The 17,836-nt window shown below is 41.3% G+C and carries 20 protein-coding genes; 15 read left to right on the top strand and 5 right to left on the bottom strand.

Annotation, left to right across the window (positions count from 1 at the left end; translation table 11 throughout):
- The coding region (locus VSA01S_RS16405; RefSeq protein ID WP_147052727.1) for a leucine-rich repeat domain-containing protein at positions 1 to 194 on the top strand (194 nt) is incomplete at its 5' end.
- 261 nt (positions 195 to 455) lie between these two features.
- Positions 456 to 722, top strand: coding sequence for a DksA/TraR family C4-type zinc finger protein (locus VSA01S_RS16400; protein ID WP_021709493.1), 267 nt, complete (start codon positions 456 to 458; stop codon positions 720 to 722).
- Between the two features lie 133 nt (positions 723 to 855).
- Here the strand turns inward: VSA01S_RS16400 and bioA are convergent, their stop codons facing one another.
- Complete coding sequence (gene bioA, locus VSA01S_RS16395) at positions 856 to 2,133, bottom strand: adenosylmethionine--8-amino-7-oxononanoate transaminase (RefSeq protein WP_039983812.1); 1,278 nt, start codon at positions 2,131 to 2,133, stop codon at positions 856 to 858.
- Between the two features lie 118 nt (positions 2,134 to 2,251).
- On the opposite strand from bioA, the gene bioB reads away from it, so the two are divergent.
- Genes bioB through bioD form a run of 4 tightly spaced genes read left to right on the top strand, consistent with a single transcriptional unit; the run spans position 2,252 to position 5,973 of the window.
- Positions 2,252 to 3,304 (top strand): biotin synthase BioB, encoded by a 1,053-nt coding sequence (gene bioB / locus VSA01S_RS16390; RefSeq protein WP_039983814.1) that lies wholly within the window; start codon positions 2,252 to 2,254, stop codon positions 3,302 to 3,304.
- Entirely contained in the window at positions 3,291 to 4,439 is a 1,149-nt protein-coding gene (gene bioF / locus VSA01S_RS16385) for an 8-amino-7-oxononanoate synthase (protein ID WP_039983827.1), read from the top strand. The genes bioB and bioF overlap by 14 nt, the downstream gene beginning before the upstream one ends.
- A gap of 2 nt (positions 4,440 to 4,441) precedes the next feature.
- On the top strand, positions 4,442 to 5,293 hold the full coding sequence (gene bioC, locus VSA01S_RS16380; RefSeq protein WP_083932338.1) for a malonyl-ACP O-methyltransferase BioC: 852 nt from the start codon (positions 4,442 to 4,444) through the stop codon (positions 5,291 to 5,293).
- A complete protein-coding gene (gene bioD / locus VSA01S_RS16375) occupies positions 5,290 to 5,973 on the top strand; it encodes a dethiobiotin synthase (protein ID WP_039983816.1) in 684 nt (227 codons plus the stop codon). Before bioC ends, bioD begins: the two co-directional genes overlap by 4 nt.
- 100 nt (positions 5,974 to 6,073) lie before the next feature.
- On the opposite strand, the gene VSA01S_RS16370 is transcribed toward bioD, so the two are convergent.
- Positions 6,074 to 6,241 carry a hypothetical protein gene (locus tag VSA01S_RS16370; RefSeq protein ID WP_102857687.1) on the bottom strand — a complete coding sequence of 56 codons (168 nt, stop codon included), beginning with the start codon at positions 6,239 to 6,241 and terminating at the stop codon, positions 6,074 to 6,076.
- A 546-nt stretch (positions 6,242 to 6,787) separates the two neighbouring features.
- On the opposite strand from VSA01S_RS16370, the gene htpX reads away from it, so the two are divergent.
- From htpX to VSA01S_RS16325, 9 genes are all read left to right on the top strand, one after another.
- Positions 6,788 to 7,657 (top strand): protease HtpX, encoded by an 870-nt coding sequence (gene htpX, locus VSA01S_RS16365; protein WP_039983818.1) that lies wholly within the window; start codon positions 6,788 to 6,790, stop codon positions 7,655 to 7,657.
- Positions 7,658 to 7,872: 215 nt separating this feature from the next.
- Positions 7,873 to 8,292, top strand: a complete 420-nt coding sequence (locus VSA01S_RS16360) for a nuclear transport factor 2 family protein (protein WP_039983820.1) — start codon at positions 7,873 to 7,875, stop codon at positions 8,290 to 8,292.
- On the top strand, positions 8,289 to 9,017 hold the full coding sequence (locus tag VSA01S_RS16355) for an SDR family oxidoreductase (protein ID WP_039983822.1): 729 nt from the start codon (positions 8,289 to 8,291) through the stop codon (positions 9,015 to 9,017). The genes VSA01S_RS16360 and VSA01S_RS16355 overlap by 4 nt, the downstream gene beginning before the upstream one ends.
- Before the next feature lie 11 nt (positions 9,018 to 9,028).
- Positions 9,029 to 10,339 (top strand): NAD(P)/FAD-dependent oxidoreductase, encoded by a 1,311-nt coding sequence (locus VSA01S_RS16350; protein WP_039983824.1) that lies wholly within the window; start codon positions 9,029 to 9,031, stop codon positions 10,337 to 10,339.
- A gap of 1 nt (position 10,340) precedes the next feature.
- A complete protein-coding gene (locus VSA01S_RS16345) occupies positions 10,341 to 11,108 on the top strand; it encodes a DUF1365 domain-containing protein (protein WP_039983825.1) in 768 nt (255 codons plus the stop codon).
- A 162-nt stretch (positions 11,109 to 11,270) separates the two neighbouring features.
- Complete coding sequence (locus VSA01S_RS16340; RefSeq protein ID WP_103021877.1) at positions 11,271 to 12,527, top strand: SAM-dependent methyltransferase; 1,257 nt, start codon at positions 11,271 to 11,273, stop codon at positions 12,525 to 12,527.
- A 6-nt stretch (positions 12,528 to 12,533) separates the two neighbouring features.
- Positions 12,534 to 13,022 (top strand): DUF2878 domain-containing protein, encoded by a 489-nt coding sequence (locus VSA01S_RS16335; protein WP_039981697.1) that lies wholly within the window; start codon positions 12,534 to 12,536, stop codon positions 13,020 to 13,022.
- Between the two features lie 31 nt (positions 13,023 to 13,053).
- Positions 13,054 to 13,608: a chalcone isomerase family protein gene (locus VSA01S_RS16330; RefSeq protein WP_162139175.1), complete on the top strand. Its 555-nt coding sequence runs from the start codon at positions 13,054 to 13,056 to the stop codon at positions 13,606 to 13,608.
- Positions 13,608 to 14,153, top strand: a complete 546-nt coding sequence (locus tag VSA01S_RS16325) for a DUF3833 domain-containing protein (RefSeq protein ID WP_227739626.1) — start codon at positions 13,608 to 13,610, stop codon at positions 14,151 to 14,153. The genes VSA01S_RS16330 and VSA01S_RS16325 overlap by 1 nt, the downstream gene beginning before the upstream one ends.
- A 168-nt stretch (positions 14,154 to 14,321) precedes the next feature.
- Here the strand turns inward: VSA01S_RS16325 and purB are convergent, their stop codons facing one another.
- The 3 genes from purB to mnmA all read right to left on the bottom strand — a co-directional run bounded on the left by purB (position 14,322) and on the right by mnmA (position 17,599).
- Positions 14,322 to 15,692, bottom strand: coding sequence for an adenylosuccinate lyase (gene purB, locus VSA01S_RS16320; RefSeq protein ID WP_039981699.1), 1,371 nt, complete (start codon positions 15,690 to 15,692; stop codon positions 14,322 to 14,324).
- 142 nt (positions 15,693 to 15,834) lie between these two features.
- Positions 15,835 to 16,452 carry a high frequency lysogenization protein HflD gene (gene hflD, locus VSA01S_RS16315; RefSeq protein ID WP_039981701.1) on the bottom strand — a complete coding sequence of 206 codons (618 nt, stop codon included), beginning with the start codon at positions 16,450 to 16,452 and terminating at the stop codon, positions 15,835 to 15,837.
- Between the two features lie 10 nt (positions 16,453 to 16,462).
- Complete coding sequence (gene mnmA / locus VSA01S_RS16310; protein ID WP_039981703.1) at positions 16,463 to 17,599, bottom strand: tRNA 2-thiouridine(34) synthase MnmA; 1,137 nt, start codon at positions 17,597 to 17,599, stop codon at positions 16,463 to 16,465.
- Between the last annotated feature and the right edge of the window lie 237 nt (positions 17,600 to 17,836).

Below are 17,836 nucleotides of genomic sequence, written 5' to 3'. Positions count from 1 at the left end.
ATTCAGTGACCACCATTGGGGAGGGGGCGTTTTCAAGCAACAAGCTCACCAACGTGACCCTCCCTGATTCAGTGACCACCGTTGGGGAGTGGGCGTTTGGAAACAACGATCTCACCAGCGTAACCCTTCCCGATTCGGTGACCACCATTGGGGAGGGGACGTTTGATGATAGTGTGAAAATTAAACGGAATTAATACGGTTTTGGGTGTTGCCACATTATTAATATGTGGCAATGCCTGAAGGTGTAGGATATTACGTGTCCACATCAAATTTAATTTGGATGTGGTGACCTACAGCGCCCTAGCTCGATGCGCAGCATCGCTATCTTGGTTGATTATTACGTATATGTAAAAGAGCTTTTGAATTTTGCCTCATTGTTTAATGGCTGCCTAAGACTATAATTCTGCCGTACCAAGGTAATTAGATTTTCTCTTGCAACATAATGAGGAGGGCTTATGGCCGTAGGGTGGGCAAATGACGACAGTGTCAGCCAACAAATTCAAAACACGATAGATGATGAAATATCACGCGTTCGAGGAAACATCTCACAAGCTGAAAGCGCACATTACTGTGATGAGTGTGGACAGGCAATTCCAGAGGCAAGACGACTTGCAATGAAAGGTGTTCGTTTATGTATTGAATGCCAATCGTCACTCGAATTACTTTCTCAACGTCACGCATTATTCAACCGCAGAGCCAGTAAAGATAGCCAACTAAGGTAATAGGGCATGTGCAGTAAATAAAAAAGTAAGAATATCTATTTAATCACATGGTTTGAGATGAGCTCTCAAACCATGTTTTGCACCAAGCACCCTTAGGTCTCGTGGGTATTCTGAGCTCGCTGAATATCCCTGCTTAGATGAAACACTCTAGGCGTTGAACTGCCGCATCAACAGCATTAACCAGTTTTTCGATATGCTTTTTTTGGCTGATAAAAGGAGGCATCATATAAATCAGCTTGCCGAATGGACGTATCCATACCCCATGTTCAACAAACACTTCTTGAATGATCTTCATATTGACAGGTCGGTGAGTTTCTACGACTCCGATAGCGCCTAACCAACGTGTATTCTTGACCATTTCGTAGCTTTCTAGTTTTGGTAATAGTTGTGCAAAGAGTTGCTCGATGTGTCGAGTTTGTTGTTGCCAGTCACCTTGCTGGATCAGTTCTAAACTTGCAATAGCGACAGAGCAGGCTAATGGGTTCCCCATAAAGGTTGGCCCGTGCATAAAGCAGCCGGCTTCGCCAGAGCACACGGTATCGGCCACATCTTGGCTGGTGAGTGTTGCCGACAACGTCATATAGCCCCCTGTAAGCGCCTTGCCCACACATAGGATATCGGGCTGTATATTGGCATGCTCGCAAGCGAATAATTTTCCTGTTCGTCCAAACCCAGTCGCGATTTCATCAGCAATCAATAACATACCATATTGGTCACATAATTGTCTGACACCTTGCAAAAACATAGGGTGGTACATTCTCATGCCACCTGCACCTTGAACAATCGGTTCAAGAATCACGGCTGCTATTCTGTGATGATTTTGTTCCAGTTTTTGTTTGAAGTCGACTAGATCATCAGGATCCCATTCATCCCAGAAACCACATGTGGGTGATTGGGCAAAGATATGTTCAGGCAAGAAGCCTTTATATAAACCATGCATGGCATTATTGGGATCGGTAACGGACATGGCTGCGAAGGTATCTCCATGATAACCATGAGAAAGAGTCAGGAACTTGGGACGGTTTTCCCCCTTAGCATGCCAATATTGTAATGCCATTTTTAGGCTGACTTCGACTGCAACAGAGCCAGAATCAGCAAGGAACACATGCTCCAAATTACTCGGAGCTAGCGCAAGTAAATGCTTACAAAGGTTGATCGCAGGTTCATGAGTGAGTCCACCAAACATGACGTGAGAGACGGATTCTATTTGCTGTGTTAACGCTTGGTTTAGATGAGGGTGATTATAACCATGGATTGCAGACCACCATGAAGACATGCCATCGACTAAATGTTTACCATTTTCAAGAGTGATATAGACACCTTCAGCTGACACAACTGGATAACAGGGAAGAGGATTGAGTGTCGATGTATAGGGGTGCCAGATATGGTGGCGATCAAATTGGAGATCCATGCTTACATTCCGATTAATAAGTGTACAGGTGTAAACTTATGATTGTTATGATGTGTTGACAGTTTATCGAGAGTCGTTAGACTGTCAACACATCATGTAAAATGAATAAGGAAGAGATGTGGAAGTTCGTCATAATTGGACGCACGCGGAAGTGCGAGAGTTAATGGAAAAGCCCTTTATGGATCTTTTATTTGAAGCTCAACTTGTGCATCGTCAATATCAATTGAACAATCACGTTCAAGTCAGCACATTGCTTTCGATTAAAACAGGCGCTTGTCCAGAAGACTGCAAATATTGTCCTCAAAGTGCACGTTACACCACTGACATAGAAAAAGAACGGTTAATGGAAGTCGAGCGCGTCTTAGATGCGGCGAAAAAAGCGAAAAATGCAGGTTCAACACGCTTTTGCATGGGGGCCGCTTGGAAAAATCCAAAAGAGCGCGATATGCCTTACCTAACCGACATGATTAAAGGTGTGAAACAGATGGGGCTAGAAACGTGTATGACGTTGGGTATGCTATCCCCTGAGCAAGCGAAGCATCTCGCAGAGGCTGGCTTGGATTACTACAATCACAACCTTGATACTTCTCCTGAATTCTACGGCAACATTATTACCACTCGGACTTATCAAGATCGTTTGGATACGCTGTCACACGTTCGCGATGCAGGCATGAAAATTTGTTCTGGTGGCATTATTGGCATGGGAGAAAGCATGAATGATCGAGCGGGTCTATTCGTGGAGTTAGCCAATTTGCCCACACATCCGGAAAGTGTTCCGATCAATATGTTGGTCAAAGTAAAAGGCACACCTTTAGAAAATGTCGATGATGTTGAACCCTTTGACTTCATTCGTTTGATTGCAATTGCGAGAATCATGATGCCTTCATCCGCAGTGAGACTCTCTGCTGGGCGTGAAAATATGAATGAACAAATGCAAGCTTTGTGCTTTATGGCTGGTGCGAATTCAATTTTTTACGGTTGCAAATTATTGACCACGCCAAACCCTTCGGAAGACAAAGATTTATTGCTATTCAAAAAATTGGGGATTAATCGTCAAGGCGTGTCGCAAAAGCCAGATGAAGTAGAGGAAAGTACGTTGCTAGATCGCGTGGTGGAGCGCATCGCAGCACGACCGACAAAAGACGACATGTTCTATGATGCCAGCCTTTAAGTCTAAGATTCATGCCGCTTTAGCCGATCGCAAAAGTAAAGGACTGGAGCGGTCAATGAATGTGGTGTTTACAGGGAATCAATCGATTATTGAATTTCAAGATAAACGCTTTATTAACTTTTCAAGTAATGACTATTTGGGTCTCGCCAACGAGCAAAGCCTAGTTCAAGCATGGCAGCAAGGACTCAGTGTCTATGGTTGTGGCAGTGGTTCTTCACCGATGGTAACCGGGTTTAGTACTGCTCATAGCAACTTAGAAGCCTCACTCACTGAGTGGTTTGGGTATGAAAGAGCAGTACTTTTCGGCTCAGGGTTTAGTGCCAACCAGGCTTTATTATTTACCTTGTTGGATAAATCCGATGTTGTGATTCAAGACCGTTTGAATCACGCATCACTCATTGAAGCTGGCATGTTATCACCAGCCAAAATGTTACGCTTTAGGCACAATGATGTCAGCCATCTCAAAAAACTTATGTCGGAAGAAAGTAATCAACTTATCGTTACCGAGGGCGTTTTTAGTATGGATGGTGATCAAGCACCGTTGGAGAAGATTACTCAGGCAGTGAGTGAAAAACAGGCTTGGCTGGCTGTTGATGATGCTCATGGTGTGGGAGTATTGGGTAAGACGGGTGCAGGATCGTGTGAAGATCTGGGTTTGAAACCAGAGATCCTCGTCGTTACTTTTGGCAAGGCATTTGGCTTGGCTGGGGCTGCCATATTGTGTGACCAACCAACAGGTGATTTTTTGACCCAGTTTGCTCGTCATCATGTCTATTCTACGGCAATTCCTCCTGCTCAAGCCTACGCATTAACTCATGCGGTATCCTTCATCCAAAACCAAAATTGGCGAAGAGAAAAACTGCTTGAGTTAAGTCATTACTATCGAGATTTACTGCAAGATACCGATGGTTATATAGAAACGAATACACCTATAAAGCCGTTTATGATTGGTTGTAGTGAAAAAGCGGTTACTGTAGCGGAAAAATGTCGTAAGAATGGTGTTTGGGTCACTGCTATTCGGCCACCAACGGTACCGCAGGGAAAATCACGCTTACGTATCACATTAACGGCTAATCACACGAAAAAACAGCTCAAAGCTTTATCAATGGTTTTGAAGCAGGCCTTGGGAGCATAGTAATGGAACTTTTGGAACAAAAACGTCCCAATCATTCAAATGACCATCAATACGAGAGTAATTTAATCAAGTTCAATTATAACAAATACAACAAATATGCGATTGCTCATGCGTTTGGTAAAGCTGCACAATCCTATGATGATCATGCGTCTTTTCAGCGTGAGGTAGGGCATAGGTTACTCAAAAAACTTCCTTCAGATTTATCGGGTAAAAAAGTTTTAGATTTGGGAGGAGGGACGGGATACTTTTCTCATATATTGCTTGCTCGTGGTGCCGAGGTTGTTTGTATAGATATAGCGCAACCTATGCTAGAAAAAGCAAGGCAACGATGCGGGGAAAACGGTATTCGTTATGTTCTAGCCGATGCTGAAAGTTTACCACTTGCAGATGAGAGCTTTGACTATGTTTTCTCTAGCCTTGCTTTACAGTGGTGTACGGATATATCCAAACCTTTAGGTGAAATTTGTCGTGTTTTAAAAGTGGATGGGAAAGGTTTGTTTTCTATCCTATTGGATGGCTCATTGCATGAATTGCGTCAATCATGGGCAAGGGTAGATTCCCATCAACATGTGAATCATTTTATTACCCAAAACCAATTAAACTTTGCTCTAGCACAATCTGAAAGCTCAAATTATCATTTAGAATCACATGCAATCACCGTTTGGTATGATTCTGCTTTTGCAGTAATGAGAGATATTAAAGGCATCGGAGCAAATGTTGTTAGGGGCCGTTCTCATGGTTTGACAAGTTACCGCTCTTTGCTGAAAGTCGAAAGTATGTATCAAACATTCCAAAATGATCAAGGCTTATTACCTGCAACATATCAAGTGGGTTTGGGAACGATAAATTTATGATTGATGCATTTTTTATTACAGGCACTGACACAGATGTAGGCAAAACTGTTGCTTCGAGAGCAATTTTACAAGTGTTAGCGAAACATGAATTTAAAACGACGGGCTATAAACCTATAGCCGCTGGTTGTGACTTGACTCCAGAGGGGTGGCGTAACTCTGATGCGATTTATTTGCAAAAAGAAGCGACCGTCGACATGCCTTATGAGCAGGTTAACCCCTATGCTCTAGAACTTCCTGCATCACCGCATATATCCGCACATAACGCTGGAATAAATATCGATTTTCAGGTGTTGAGTAACACTTTAGCTACGCATAAATCTGAGTCAGATGTTGTGCTTATTGAAGGTGCTGGTGGCTGGCGTGTCCCTGTCTCAGATAAAGACAGCTTATCTACATGGGTCAGTCAGGAAGCATTACCAGTTATTCTAGTCGTCGGAATAAAGCTTGGATGTTTAAATCACGCTGTTTTAACTGCTGAAATCATCAAATCAGATGGGCTAAATTTAGTGGGGTGGATAGCCAATCGAGTTAATCCAGGTATAGAGCAATATTCTGAGATCATTGAATTTCTAGAGAAGCGCTTGGATGCACCTAAATTGGGTGAAATACCATATATTCCAGCTAAAAAACATAATGAGCTAGGTAAGTATATTGACCTTGAAAAGTTTTTGAATCTTTAATGAGAGTAAAAAGGTTGCATTAGGCAACCTTTTAATTAGACTGTATTCAAGAATCACTAGGTCATTTGAGTAAATGGCTATGTGTTCTGTATATAATTAGTTATACCTCTTGATTAAGCCCCGCGATCGCTTGTTGTGTTTCAGCAATGTGCTGTGCAATTTGCGTTTCTGTTGAGATACCAAGTTGTTTTTTTGCTTCATCCTCTGAAATACCTAGGTGACAACGTAGTAAATCGATAGCCATTTGATAGTCGTTAGTCTCTACCATGATGTTTCCCTCAATCCATGGAAGTTATGAAGTATCCTTCTTTAGAAAATATGCTTTATATTGTTCATATAGTCAGAATCTAGCAGATCCTCAGTATGATACAATAAGACTAAAGTCTAAGTTGGCTGATTGAGGAGGTACAAGGGATTAGAAGTGAAGATCACTTTGTTGTATACCAATTAGCTCTTATTTAAAGATAATTGTTCAGTTTGGAAAACAAATGTTGCAATTTATTGCTCCACCTTGTTTTTATTACCAATTGACTATATTTATACCTGTGTATCTTCAAGTTGTAGAGGAAGTAGTGCGTAATCGGGCTTCAATTGTATATTTGTTTTGAATTACTCTCATTCCTCATAGGTAAAGTTAACAGCTTGCTGCCGTTTCTAGTCGACATTTTGAAGTTACATGGGTATAAGTACATAGCCTGATTAAAGTGGTTGAAATAGGAGTTTCTTACTTCTAACCTAATTTAGGCATATACATTAAAGAAAGAGTCTTGTAGTAATCGTACTTGATAAAAATAAGCTTCCTCGGAGAAAAGTAATGAAGCGAATTATGTTATTCTTAGCAACCAACTTAGCTGTAATGCTCGTCCTGAGTGTTGTTTTGAATATTGTTTATGCTGTAACTGGAATGCAGCCAGGCAGTCTTTCTGGCTTGTTGATCATGGCGGCTGTATTCGGTTTTGGTGGCGCATTAATCTCATTAATGATGTCAAAGAGTATGGCTCTTCGTTCTGTTGGTGGGATGGTTATTGAAACGCCACGTAATGAGACGGAGCACTGGCTTATTGAAACTGTTGCTCGTCAAGCACAGCAAGCAGGTATTGGTATGCCAACTGTTGCGATTTATGATTCAGCTGACATTAATGCCTTTGCGACGGGGGCAAAACGAGATGACTCACTTGTCGCTGTCTCGACAGGTTTGTTAAATAATATGACTCGTGATGAAGCCGAAGCGGTCTTAGCGCATGAAGTTAGCCATATTTCTAATGGTGATATGGTGACTATGACTTTGATGCAAGGGGTAGTGAATACGTTTGTTATTTTCTTATCTCGTTTTATTGCCAATATTGTCTCTTCTAATGATGATGAAGAAGGCCAAGGCTCAAATATGATGGTTTATTTCGGAGTGTCAATGGTGTTGGAGCTTGTATTCGGTTTCTTAGCCAGCTTCCTAACCATGTGGTATAGCCGCCATCGTGAGTTTTATGCTGATGCAGGAGCAGCAAAATTAGTTGGGAAAGAGAAAATGATTGCGGCTTTAGAGCGTTTGAAGATGAGTCATGAGTCTCAACTCGACGGAACTATGATGGCGTTTGGTATCAATGGCAAACAAACAATGACTGAGCTTTTAATGAGTCACCCACCACTTGATAAGCGTATTGCAGCATTACGCAATCAACAATACTAACTTTCATAATTTCAGTACGAAAATTAAAGAGATTTTACTAATTTTATGAAAAGGCTTGGTTTTTAACCAAGCCTTTTTTTATGGCTGCTGATCGTTTCGTTATTAACATGCGTATCACTTTCGGAAACAAAATGACTTTGTACAACTTATCGAATTAGTCTATCTTATACGTATGATAATTTTGTACAACTGTGGTGTTATACAGGAGCGGTAGAATGGATATTCATTCAGTTGGCAATATTTATAAGAATTTAAATAAATTCAACTTACACACATTGGAAGATATATATCACAATGATGTAATTTTTGAAGATGCAGCCCACCGTGTGGAAGGTTGGACTGCTCTGAGGGGGTATTTCGATAATCTATATACAAATGTGATACGTTGCGACTTTGATGTCCACGAACATCAGCAAGTGGGAAATGTAGGTTTTTTGATTTGGACAATGACATTACAGCACCCAAAGCTAAAAAAAGGAGCACTCATTGAAGTAAAAGGAATTTCTCACCTCAAAATACAAGACGACAAAATTATTTATCATCGGGATTACTTTGATCTTGGAGAAATGCTTTATGAAAATTTGCCTTTATTAGGTTCTGTTATTAAATCAGTTAAACAGAGATTAGGTCAATGAATCAAAAAGCGATTCTTATCACAGGTGCAACGTCAGGTATCGGCAAAAGACTGGCGTTAGATTATGCGAATCGAGGGTGGAAAGTTATTGCTTGTGGCCGAAATTTATTAGTGTTAGATGAATTAGAAAAGCTTTCCTCTAATATTAAATCGTTGCAGTTCGACGTCACAAATTACGAACAAACTATCAGAGTACTCTCTTCGTTGCCATTTAAACCTAGCATATGGATGTTTAATGCTGGTGATTGTGAATATATGAACGATGGAGTAGTAGATGCGAGACTTATGGCACGAGTGGTTGATGTCAATGTTATTGGGGTTGTAAACTGCATCGAAGCTTGTCAAGTAAACTTCGAAAGAGGGCATCAAGTTGTGATCGTCGGCTCTATCGCTTCTGAGCTGGCTCTGCCAAGAACAGAAGCATATGGAGCATCCAAAGCTGCGATCAGTTACTTTGCAAGGGCCTTATCCGTTGATTTAAAGTCCAAAGGGGTTAAAGTGGTTACGGTTTTTCCTGGTTTTGTAGAAACACCATTGACTAATAAAAATACGTTTTCTATGCCAATGATTGTGACCACAGAACAAGCTTCAAAGGCAATCCGTGATCAACTTAATGCACATAAAAGCTACATATATTTCCCTGCGAGGTTTACTAGCATCCTGCGTTTCATTTCACTACTTCCATATGGTTGGCAAGCATGGCTTGTTTCCAAATTGAATTCATAGAAGGAAAATTAATGAGCATCAATGGAAGAAAAAAAATAGCCATTATCGGCACTGGTATTTCAGGCCTCACTTGCGGATATTATTTGCATAAATATCATGATATTACCATCTTTGAGGCTAATGATTATATTGGTGGTCATACTGCTACGGTCGACGTTAATATGTCTGATAAGTCATATGCTATTGATACTGGCTTTATTGTATACAATGATCGAACTTATCCGAACTTCATCAAAATGATGAATGAGATTGGTGTTGAGGGACGACCTACTCAAATGAGTTTTAGCGTCAGGAATGATAGCAATGGTTTGGAGTATAATGGTCATACACTTTCAACTCTATTCGCACAAAAGCGTAACTGGGCCAATCCGCGTTTTTATCGTTTTATATTTGAAATTCTTAGATTTAATAAATTGGCTAAAGCGTATGCACATGAGCATCATCTAAATGTACAGACTTTGGGTGAGTTTTTAGATGAACATAGGTTTAGTGCTTATTTCACTGATAATTATATTCTACCCATGGGGGCAGCTATTTGGTCTTCGACTCTTGCTGACATGCGCGCGTTCCCGTTGATGTTTTTCTTGCGATTTTTTCTAAATCATGGACTGCTTGATATTACAGACCGTCCTCAATGGTATGTCATTAAAGGGGGCTCACGGGCCTACATACCACCTTTAACGCGAGGCTTTGCCGATAAAATACTGCTTAAAAGCCCTGTAGAAAAGGTCACCAGAACTCATGAAGGTGTTGCGATTACAGTACATGGCAGGGTGCAATGGTTTGATGATGTTATCTTTGCTTGTCACAGTGATCAAGCTCTCAAGCTTTTAGACGATATCAGCTTGCTTGAACAGGATATTTTAGGAGATATGAAATATCAAGCTAACGAGGTTGTGCTTCATACTGATACTGCATTATTACCACGTCGTAACGCGGCATGGGCTTCATGGAACTATTTATTGGATGGCAGCAAAGAAGAGCAAAAGCGTCTTCCTTCGTTGACATACAACATGAATATACTCCAGCATATTGAGTGCGATCAGACTTTCAATGTGTCACTCAACAGCACAGATAAAATTGATCCAAACAAAATCCTTCGAGTTTTTACTTACCATCATCCCGTTTTCACAATGGAATCAATAGCTGCGCAGCAAAGAAAAGAAGAAATTCAAGGTCAATACCACACCTGGTTTTGTGGTGCTTACTGGTATAACGGATTTCACGAAGATGGTGTTCGTAGCGCTTTAGACATCGTTAAAAGTATTGAGAAAAAATATCAACACTGTTCAACCAATGAATTAGAGAAAGGTGCGGCTTAATATGGCGAGCCAAATGAACAGTCGTTTATTTATAGGTAATGTTCGCCACCGAAGGTTTACTCCAGTAGAGCATTCACTTAATTATTCACTTTTTATGCCTGCGATTGATCTGGATGAGCTAGAAATTTTGGAGAAGAAGGTCTGGGGGTTTGGCTCTCGCTGGTGGCATTGGGCGCGTTTTAAACGCAATGACTATATTGGCGAAGGTTGTCTAAAGCGTTCGGTACAAGACAAAGTAGAGCAACTGACTGGAGAGCGCGTTACGGGCAAAGTCATCGCTGTTTGCCACTTACGCTATCTTGGCCTCTATTTTAGCCCTGTGAACTTTTATTATGTGTATGACTCCTACGAAGAGTGGAGATACTTACTTGCGGAAGTGAGTAATACGCCTTGGAATGAACGTCACTATTATGCAATTTCCGCCAAAGAGCATGATGAAAAATGTGGTTGGAAACAGGACAAAGCTTTTCATGTTTCGCCGTTCAACCCAATTGAGCAGCGCTATCATTGGAGAATTAAACCATTGACTGACAGATTAAGTATTCACCTTGAATGTCATAAAGGAGTGAAGCATTTCGATGCCACTATGACAATGAAAGCAAAGCCTTTTTTGAGCCAATCACTGTTGCGATGTTTAGTTTTAACTCCTATTCAAACGGTAAAAGTGATGGTAGGTATCTATTGGCATGCATTAAAGCTTTGGGTAAAAGGGGCACCGTTTTACTCGCACCCTAAATATCTCAAGAACGGTGAAAAACGGCCCAAATAGCACATGTTTTAGTAAGCTGATGAATGGTTCAAGTTAATAACTCGTTAAGTCTGACTTTTAAGCTTATCAGACATTTGCTCTCATTTTTCAACGACTCATCAAGCTTTAGAAGAATAAAGAATAAAGAATAAAGAATAAAGAATAATACAAGGAGAAGTCTGAATGTTAAATACCTCCTCAATGGTTATGCCAACAGAGCTAACAGCAACGCAAAAAGCTGCGCGAACATTGCTTTTTCGCTGCTTGGATAAAATGGAAATAGGTTGCCTGACGATTATAGAGAGCTTTAAAACAGACACGACAGAGCGGAGTGAACGATTCTCAACCCAGATGCTTGAACACAACGGTGTCCTTGTTGCAGCGACAATTGAGGTCAAGCACCCTGGATTTTACTCGCGAATTTTACAAGGTGGCAGTATTGCAGCAGGTGAAGCTTATATGGATGGCTGGTGGGATAGCCCGGACCTGACAGCATTGATGAAATTATTCGCACTCAATATTCGAGCTCTGGATCAACTTGAGCAGCAGGGCAGTTGGCTAACAAAAATGTTCTATCAGTTGAGTCATTGGATGAAACGAAACTCTCAACAAAATGCTCGTAAGAACATTCATGCCCATTATGATCTAGGCAATGCGCTTTATGAGACGTTTCTTGATGAAATAATGCTCTATTCCTCGGCTTTATACCTTCAAGACAGTGATAGCTTAGAGCAGGCTCAAATCAATAAGATGGAGCGGCTATGTCAACAATTGGCACTGAAGTCATCGGATCATGTGATGGAAATTGGTACTGGTTGGGGGGCGATGGCGGTTTATATGGCAGAGAAATATGGTTGTCAGGTAACCACTACGACGATTTCTGAAGAGCAATACATTTATACCGAAGAACTGATCAAACAAAGAGGTTTAATGGATCAGATTACGTTGCTTAAAGAAGATTATCGAGACTTGAGCGGGCAGTATGACAAATTGGTTTCAATTGAAATGATAGAGGCAGTAGGCAAGCAGTATCTGCCTTCTTATATTCAGGTATGCCAATCTTTACTCAAGCCAGGTGGTGTGATGGCATTACAGGCGATAACTATTGCTGATCAGCGTTATCATTATTACAGTAATAATGTTGATTTTATTCAAAAATATATTTTTCCAGGTGGTTTCCTACCTTCTATTTCCGCATTAACTCAGGCGACGACCAAGTACAGTGACTTTGTGGTTAGAGACCTGTTTGATATTGGGTTGGATTATGCCAAGACACTTAATGAGTGGCATCAGCGTTTTAATCAGGCACAAAGTAAAGTCTTGGCTCTCGGCTATGATGATCGTTTTGTACGTATGTGGCGTTATTACTTAAGTTACTGTGAAGGAGGCTTTTTAGCTCGAACAATCAGTGCTGTACACCTGACTCTTCAACGGCCTTAAATAAAAATGCTTTTATTTTTTAAGTCGCTTTGGTTTCAACTTTGTTGGTTTGTTGCGGTGTTAGGGACAGAAGATTGGCAGTGGCTAACCTTAACGCTTGCTTTATTGACACTGACTTACTGCGCGATTTCAAACCCACATTCACTGAAAATGATCAGCAAAATTACTTTCACAGGTTGGTTGCTAGACACTTTCAACCAGCAAGTGTCTGTTTTGGTCTTTCCGAGTCAAACATTACCTCTCTGGTTATTATGTTTGTGGTTTTTGTTCGCTTGGTATGCCTTTCAATTTCAAGTGGTTTTGCTCAAATACAGAGCCAGTTTGGTCTGTCTAGTCGGTGCTTTAGGAGGGGGCGTCAGTTATTTTGCTGGTTCAAGTCTCGGTGCGGTTTCGTTTGGGTTCAGTGTATTTATGTCAATAACGATTATACTCATTGAATGGTTTTTATTGATGCTTTTAATATTAAGGGTGTGTCGAGATGAATATGAAACCTAGGCATCGGATTAAAAAAATCCTCAACATTGCCATGTGTGGTATAGCTGCTGTCATATCGATGGCTTCATGTTTCTCATATTCTCAAAGTGTCTCAGCAGATAGTCACAAGCATGAGCGACATTGGCAGCAATGGAAGACGGTTGGGGAGGCTCAATTAAGCTGGTTGTTGTTTGATATTTACATCTCTCGACTCATGTCGCCGACAGGTAAATATCATGTTTCTACTGATGTTTCTCCCCATCCTTTTGCTCTAGAGATGTTATATCAAAGAGACATTACACAAGAGCAATTACTCGAAGCTACGGACGAACAGTGGGAAAAGTTAGGGTTTAGCCAAGCAAAAAGAAGCCGTTGGGGAGAAAAGCTTCAGAGCATGTTTCCGAATATAAAAGAAGGAGATGCTCTAGTGTATTTAACTAACGGCACAACAGGTCAGTTGTTACATAGAGAAGTAGGGACAGGGCCTTTCAAACCCGTTGGAACGGTGAATGATGAACAGCTTAATGATGCTTTTTTATCGATTTGGTTATCGCCGAATACCGTGTATCCGAAGCTTCGTAAACAGTTAATAGGTAGGGAAAAATAGTGATAAAACTAAGACGATTTGCTCATTATTTGGTTTTGCTTTCATCCATTTTTCTTCTTGCATGCTCTGCTGAGCTTGATGATTATCATCAAAGTACCCCGAAATTTGATCTATTCGGTTATTTTAATGGTCATGTAAAAGCTTGGGGAATGGTACAAGACTTTACCGATAAACAAACTCGTCGCTTCGACGTAGATATTGTTGGACATGTTGAAGGTAATCAACTGAGATTAGTTGAAGATTTTCAGTTTCATGACGGAGAAAAAAGTCAAAGAGTTTGGGTTATTAATCGGTTGAAAAGTGATCGCTACAAGGGGGAGGCCGACGATATTGTGGGTGTTGCAGTTGGTGAGGAAGTCGGTAATGCACTGCGATGGCAATATGATTTTACGTTGCAACTGGATGATTCGGAAGTAACGGTCTCATTGGATGATTGGTTATATCGACAAGACGAAAATCATGTGTTTAATTTGACTAAAATTAAGAAATTCGGCTTAGAGGTCGGCAGCATTACGTTGTTTTTTCAAAAGCAAGCTGAAGAATGATGTCATCCTTCTCATTCATTACTGAACGAATTTTAATTCAGAACTGAATACAGCATCTTGTGGTTACTTAGAACATCATGAGCTTAGTAGATTATCATGAGGTTTGTATAGGTACAAAAAAGGGTTGGTGACTTCTCACCAACCCGATTACGCTTTATATGCTCCGGCTTAGAGTTTATCCGTTAGCTCAATTGCTTGACCGATATAGTTCGCTGGCGTCATCTCTTTCAGGCGTGCTTTTTCGTGTTCAGGAAGCTCAAGGCCGTCGATGAAGTTACGCATTGCTTCGCCGTCTACACGCTTGCCGCGAGTGAGCTCTTTTAGCTTCTCATATGGCTTTTCGATGCCGTAACGACGCATGACAGTCTGTACTGGTTCTGCAAGTACTTCCCAGTTCTTATCGAGTTCAGCTAGAAGAGCTTCACGGTTGACTTCTAGCTTGCTGATGCCTTTAAGCGTAGAAGTGTAAGCGATGATTGCATAGCCAACACCAACGCCAAGGTTACGCAGAACCGTTGAGTCAGTTAGGTCACGCTGCCAGCGAGAAACAGGCAGTTTTTGAGCTAAGTGACCAAACACAGCGTTCGCAAGACCTAGGTTACCCTCTGAGTTTTCAAAGTCGATTGGGTTAACTTTGTGAGGCATGGTTGAAGAGCCGATCTCACCAGCAATGGTTTTTTGCTTGAAGTGGCCTAATGCAATGTAACCCCAAACGTCACGGTCGAAGTCAATCAGGATAGTGTTGAAACGAGCGATAGCGTCGAACAGTTCAGCGATGTAATCGTGTGGTTCGATCTGAGTTGTGTATGGGTTCCAAGTAACGCCTAGAGACTCTGTGATGAACTCTTCAGAGAACTTGTGCCAATCTAGTTCTGGGTAAGCAGAAAGGTGTGCGTTGTAGTTACCGACTGCACCGTTGATTTTCGCTAGGATCTCAACGTTTTCGATTTGCTTGAATTGACGCTCCATACGGTACGCCACGTTTGCCATTTCTTTACCCATAGTAGATGGAGAAGCTGGCTGGCCGTGTGTACGAGATAGAAGAGGAATGTCGCGGTATTCCACTGCTAGTGCTTTGATCGCGTCAATTAGGTTACGCATTTCTGGAAGAATCACATTCTCACGCGCTTCTTTAAGCATTAGGGCGTGTGATGTGTTATTGATGTCTTCAGAAGTACATGCAAAGTGGAAGAACTCGTTTACTGCGTGCAGTTCAGGAACGTCAGCAACTTTCTCTTTTAGGAAGTATTCAACCGCTTTGACGTCATGGTTGGTTGTGCGCTCGATTTCTTTAATGCGGTGAGCGTCTTCTTCTGAAAAATTGGCAGCCAAGTTGTCTAGGAATTGGTTTGCCTCTGCACTAAATGCAGGCACTTCTGGAATTTCAGCAGTAGTAGCAAGTTTTTGAAGCCAGCGGATTTCAACGATAGTTCGATATTTTAGTAGACCGTATTCACTGAAAATTTCGCGTAACGCAATAGTCTTGCTTCCGTAACGGCCGTCTACTGGGGAAACAGCAGTTAATGCAGACAGTTCCATGATGTTCTCCTGAATTGGGTTTTTAAATTTCGTGAGCTTTATACCAATAACCGTGGCAATTGTCACGAACATTGCGCAAACGTTTGCGCTGAGCTGATGTTTAGTCGAAATTAAAGCTCGCTTTTTATTGCGAGCGTTAACATCACAAGCGAGCGAGCAGTATTTGTGCCTGCTCAACCATCTTTTTACGGCCAAAGATTAAGTGGCGACGTTTGCCACCAACTTGGCGCCAAAGAACGGCACTACGAATACCAGAGAGCAATAAAGCACGAACTTTTTGTTGGCTGCTTGTCTGTTGCAATATCGATGGTGTACCTGTCACCTGAATGCGAGGCCCGATGGGGCTGATAACATCTAAATAAATACTTGCAAGGTTACTGAGCATCTGATCATCGAGAAGTTCAAAATGCTCAGCCTGACGCTGCACCATTTGAATACGATCACCAAGTTGAGACATTGCATCGTTACGACTGCTAAGTTTTCTCTCTAAAGCCATGATACTAATAAGATAGCGAGTTACTTCACTACCAGCCGGTGAGCTATCAATGCCTTTCACCAAGTACTCTAGACCTAATTTTAGATCGGTTTCACGTCCGAAAACGCCTAACGTATTTGCTGGTGAGGTATTCAAAATTGCTTGTATGGAGGCAGCAAAGGGTTCTTGGTCACAGTGGCCATCTCTTGCTATTTGCTGAACTAATGCAACCGCTTGGCATATGCCAGCAAAAGCAATAGTGCGATCATAAAGTGTATTTGCCACGTAATGACTCCTAGGCTTGTGAATATGTAATGCGTTGTTCAATAATACCACCACCTAAACACACTTGACCCTGATAAAAAACAGCAGATTGGCCCGGTGTGACTGCAATTTGTGGCTCATTGAAGATCACTTTAATGTTATCATCGTCAATTGGAATCACGGTGCAAGGAATATCTTCTTGACGGTAGCGAGTTTTTACTGTGCACTCTATAGGTTGAGTAATTGATTGACGGTCTACCCAATGTAATTGCGAAGCCAATAACCCCTCAGATTTCAACATTGGGTGATCTTTACCTTGTACAGCAATAAGAACATTACGTTTTAAATCTTTTTCTCCAACAAACCAAGGGTCTTCATTACCTCCACCACCTTTACGCCCACCAATATGTAAACCTTTACGTTGGCCTAGTGTGTGATACATCAAACCTTGATGTTGACCGATGACTTCTCCCTCAGGTGTTTCAATATTACCTGGTTGTGCTGGAAGATAACGCCCAAGAAATTCAGTGAATTTGCGTTCACCGATAAAACAAATACCAGTAGAATCTTTTTTCTTTGCCGTGATCAAACCTTGCTCTTCGGCAATTCGGCGAACTTCAGGTTTTTCTAGATCGCCTACCGGAAATAAACTACGGGAAATCTGGTCATGGCTAAGGGTATATAAGAAGTAACTTTGATCCTTGTTACTATCTAAGCCACGTAGCATCTGGGCTTGTTCTGTTGACAACTCTGTGCTTTCTGGAAAAGTACGACGTACATAGTGGCCCATTGCAATATAGTCTGCGTCAAGCACTTCATCGGCAAATTCTAAGAATGCCTTGAACTTGATTTCTTTGTTACAAAGAATGTCAGGGTTTGGAGTACGGCCTGCTTTGTATTCTTCCAGGAAGTATTCAAATACATTATCCCAATACTCTGCAGCAAAATTTATGGTGTGTAGATGAATGCCCAGTTTGTCACATACTGCTTGAGCGTCAGCGAGGTCTTCTGCTGCTGTACAATATTCTTCATTGTCATCTTCTTCCCAGTTCTTCATGAACAAACCTTCAACTTGGTAGCCTTGTTGCTGTAGAAGATAGGCGGAAACAGAGGAATCAACGCCGCCGGACATGCCGACAATGACTTTCTTTTGGCTGTTATCAGACATTACTAAACACCACTTTAATAAACGGGATGAAGATTCTAGCAGAGTCTGCCCCCCGGTGACAGATCCGAGATTAAAATCAGACTCCGATATGATAAAAGGCTGATTTATGATTTTATAGATGTATATCTATACCTAAGCATCATGAATTAACTTGGGTATACTTATTCCATCTTAAAGCTCCATGTTTAGAGAAACGATGTCTACATAATTTAGAGTCTCATTTTTTGTACTTTAAGA

Origin of the sequence: Vibrio sagamiensis NBRC 104589, assembly GCF_007990935.1 — a bacterium.
GTDB lineage: Bacteria > Pseudomonadota > Gammaproteobacteria > Enterobacterales > Vibrionaceae > Vibrio > Vibrio sagamiensis.
The sequence above is the reverse complement of the archived record's forward strand: the minus strand, read 5'-3'. Positions and strand labels throughout refer to the sequence as shown.

Excerpts from the sequence above, each read along its gene's own strand:
- htpX (WP_039983818.1), top strand. The coding sequence starts at position 6,788 with ATGAAGCGAATTATGTTATTCTTAGCAACCAACTTAGCTGTAATGCTC.
- bioC (WP_083932338.1), top strand. The coding sequence starts at position 4,442 with ATGGAACTTTTGGAACAAAAACGTCCCAATCATTCAAATGACCATCAA.
- bioD (WP_039983816.1), top strand. The coding sequence starts at position 5,290 with ATGATTGATGCATTTTTTATTACAGGCACTGACACAGATGTAGGCAAA.
- VSA01S_RS16340 (WP_103021877.1), top strand. The coding sequence starts at position 11,271 with ATGTTAAATACCTCCTCAATGGTTATGCCAACAGAGCTAACAGCAACG.
- VSA01S_RS16360 (WP_039983820.1), top strand. The coding sequence starts at position 7,873 with ATGGATATTCATTCAGTTGGCAATATTTATAAGAATTTAAATAAATTC.
- bioA (WP_039983812.1), bottom strand. The coding sequence starts at position 2,133 with ATGGATCTCCAATTTGATCGCCACCATATCTGGCACCCCTATACATCG.
- bioF (WP_039983827.1), top strand. The coding sequence starts at position 3,291 with ATGCCAGCCTTTAAGTCTAAGATTCATGCCGCTTTAGCCGATCGCAAA.
- VSA01S_RS16350 (WP_039983824.1), top strand. The coding sequence starts at position 9,029 with ATGAGCATCAATGGAAGAAAAAAAATAGCCATTATCGGCACTGGTATT.
- mnmA (WP_039981703.1), bottom strand. The coding sequence starts at position 17,599 with ATGTCTGATAACAGCCAAAAGAAAGTCATTGTCGGCATGTCCGGCGGC.
- VSA01S_RS16400 (WP_021709493.1), top strand. The coding sequence starts at position 456 with ATGGCCGTAGGGTGGGCAAATGACGACAGTGTCAGCCAACAAATTCAA.
- VSA01S_RS16345 (WP_039983825.1), top strand. The coding sequence starts at position 10,341 with ATGGCGAGCCAAATGAACAGTCGTTTATTTATAGGTAATGTTCGCCAC.
- VSA01S_RS16355 (WP_039983822.1), top strand. The coding sequence starts at position 8,289 with ATGAATCAAAAAGCGATTCTTATCACAGGTGCAACGTCAGGTATCGGC.
- VSA01S_RS16370 (WP_102857687.1), bottom strand. The coding sequence starts at position 6,241 with ATGGTAGAGACTAACGACTATCAAATGGCTATCGATTTACTACGTTGT.
- purB (WP_039981699.1), bottom strand. The coding sequence starts at position 15,692 with ATGGAACTGTCTGCATTAACTGCTGTTTCCCCAGTAGACGGCCGTTAC.
- VSA01S_RS16335 (WP_039981697.1), top strand. The coding sequence starts at position 12,534 with ATGCTTTTATTTTTTAAGTCGCTTTGGTTTCAACTTTGTTGGTTTGTT.
- VSA01S_RS16330 (WP_162139175.1), top strand. The coding sequence starts at position 13,054 with ATGTGTGGTATAGCTGCTGTCATATCGATGGCTTCATGTTTCTCATAT.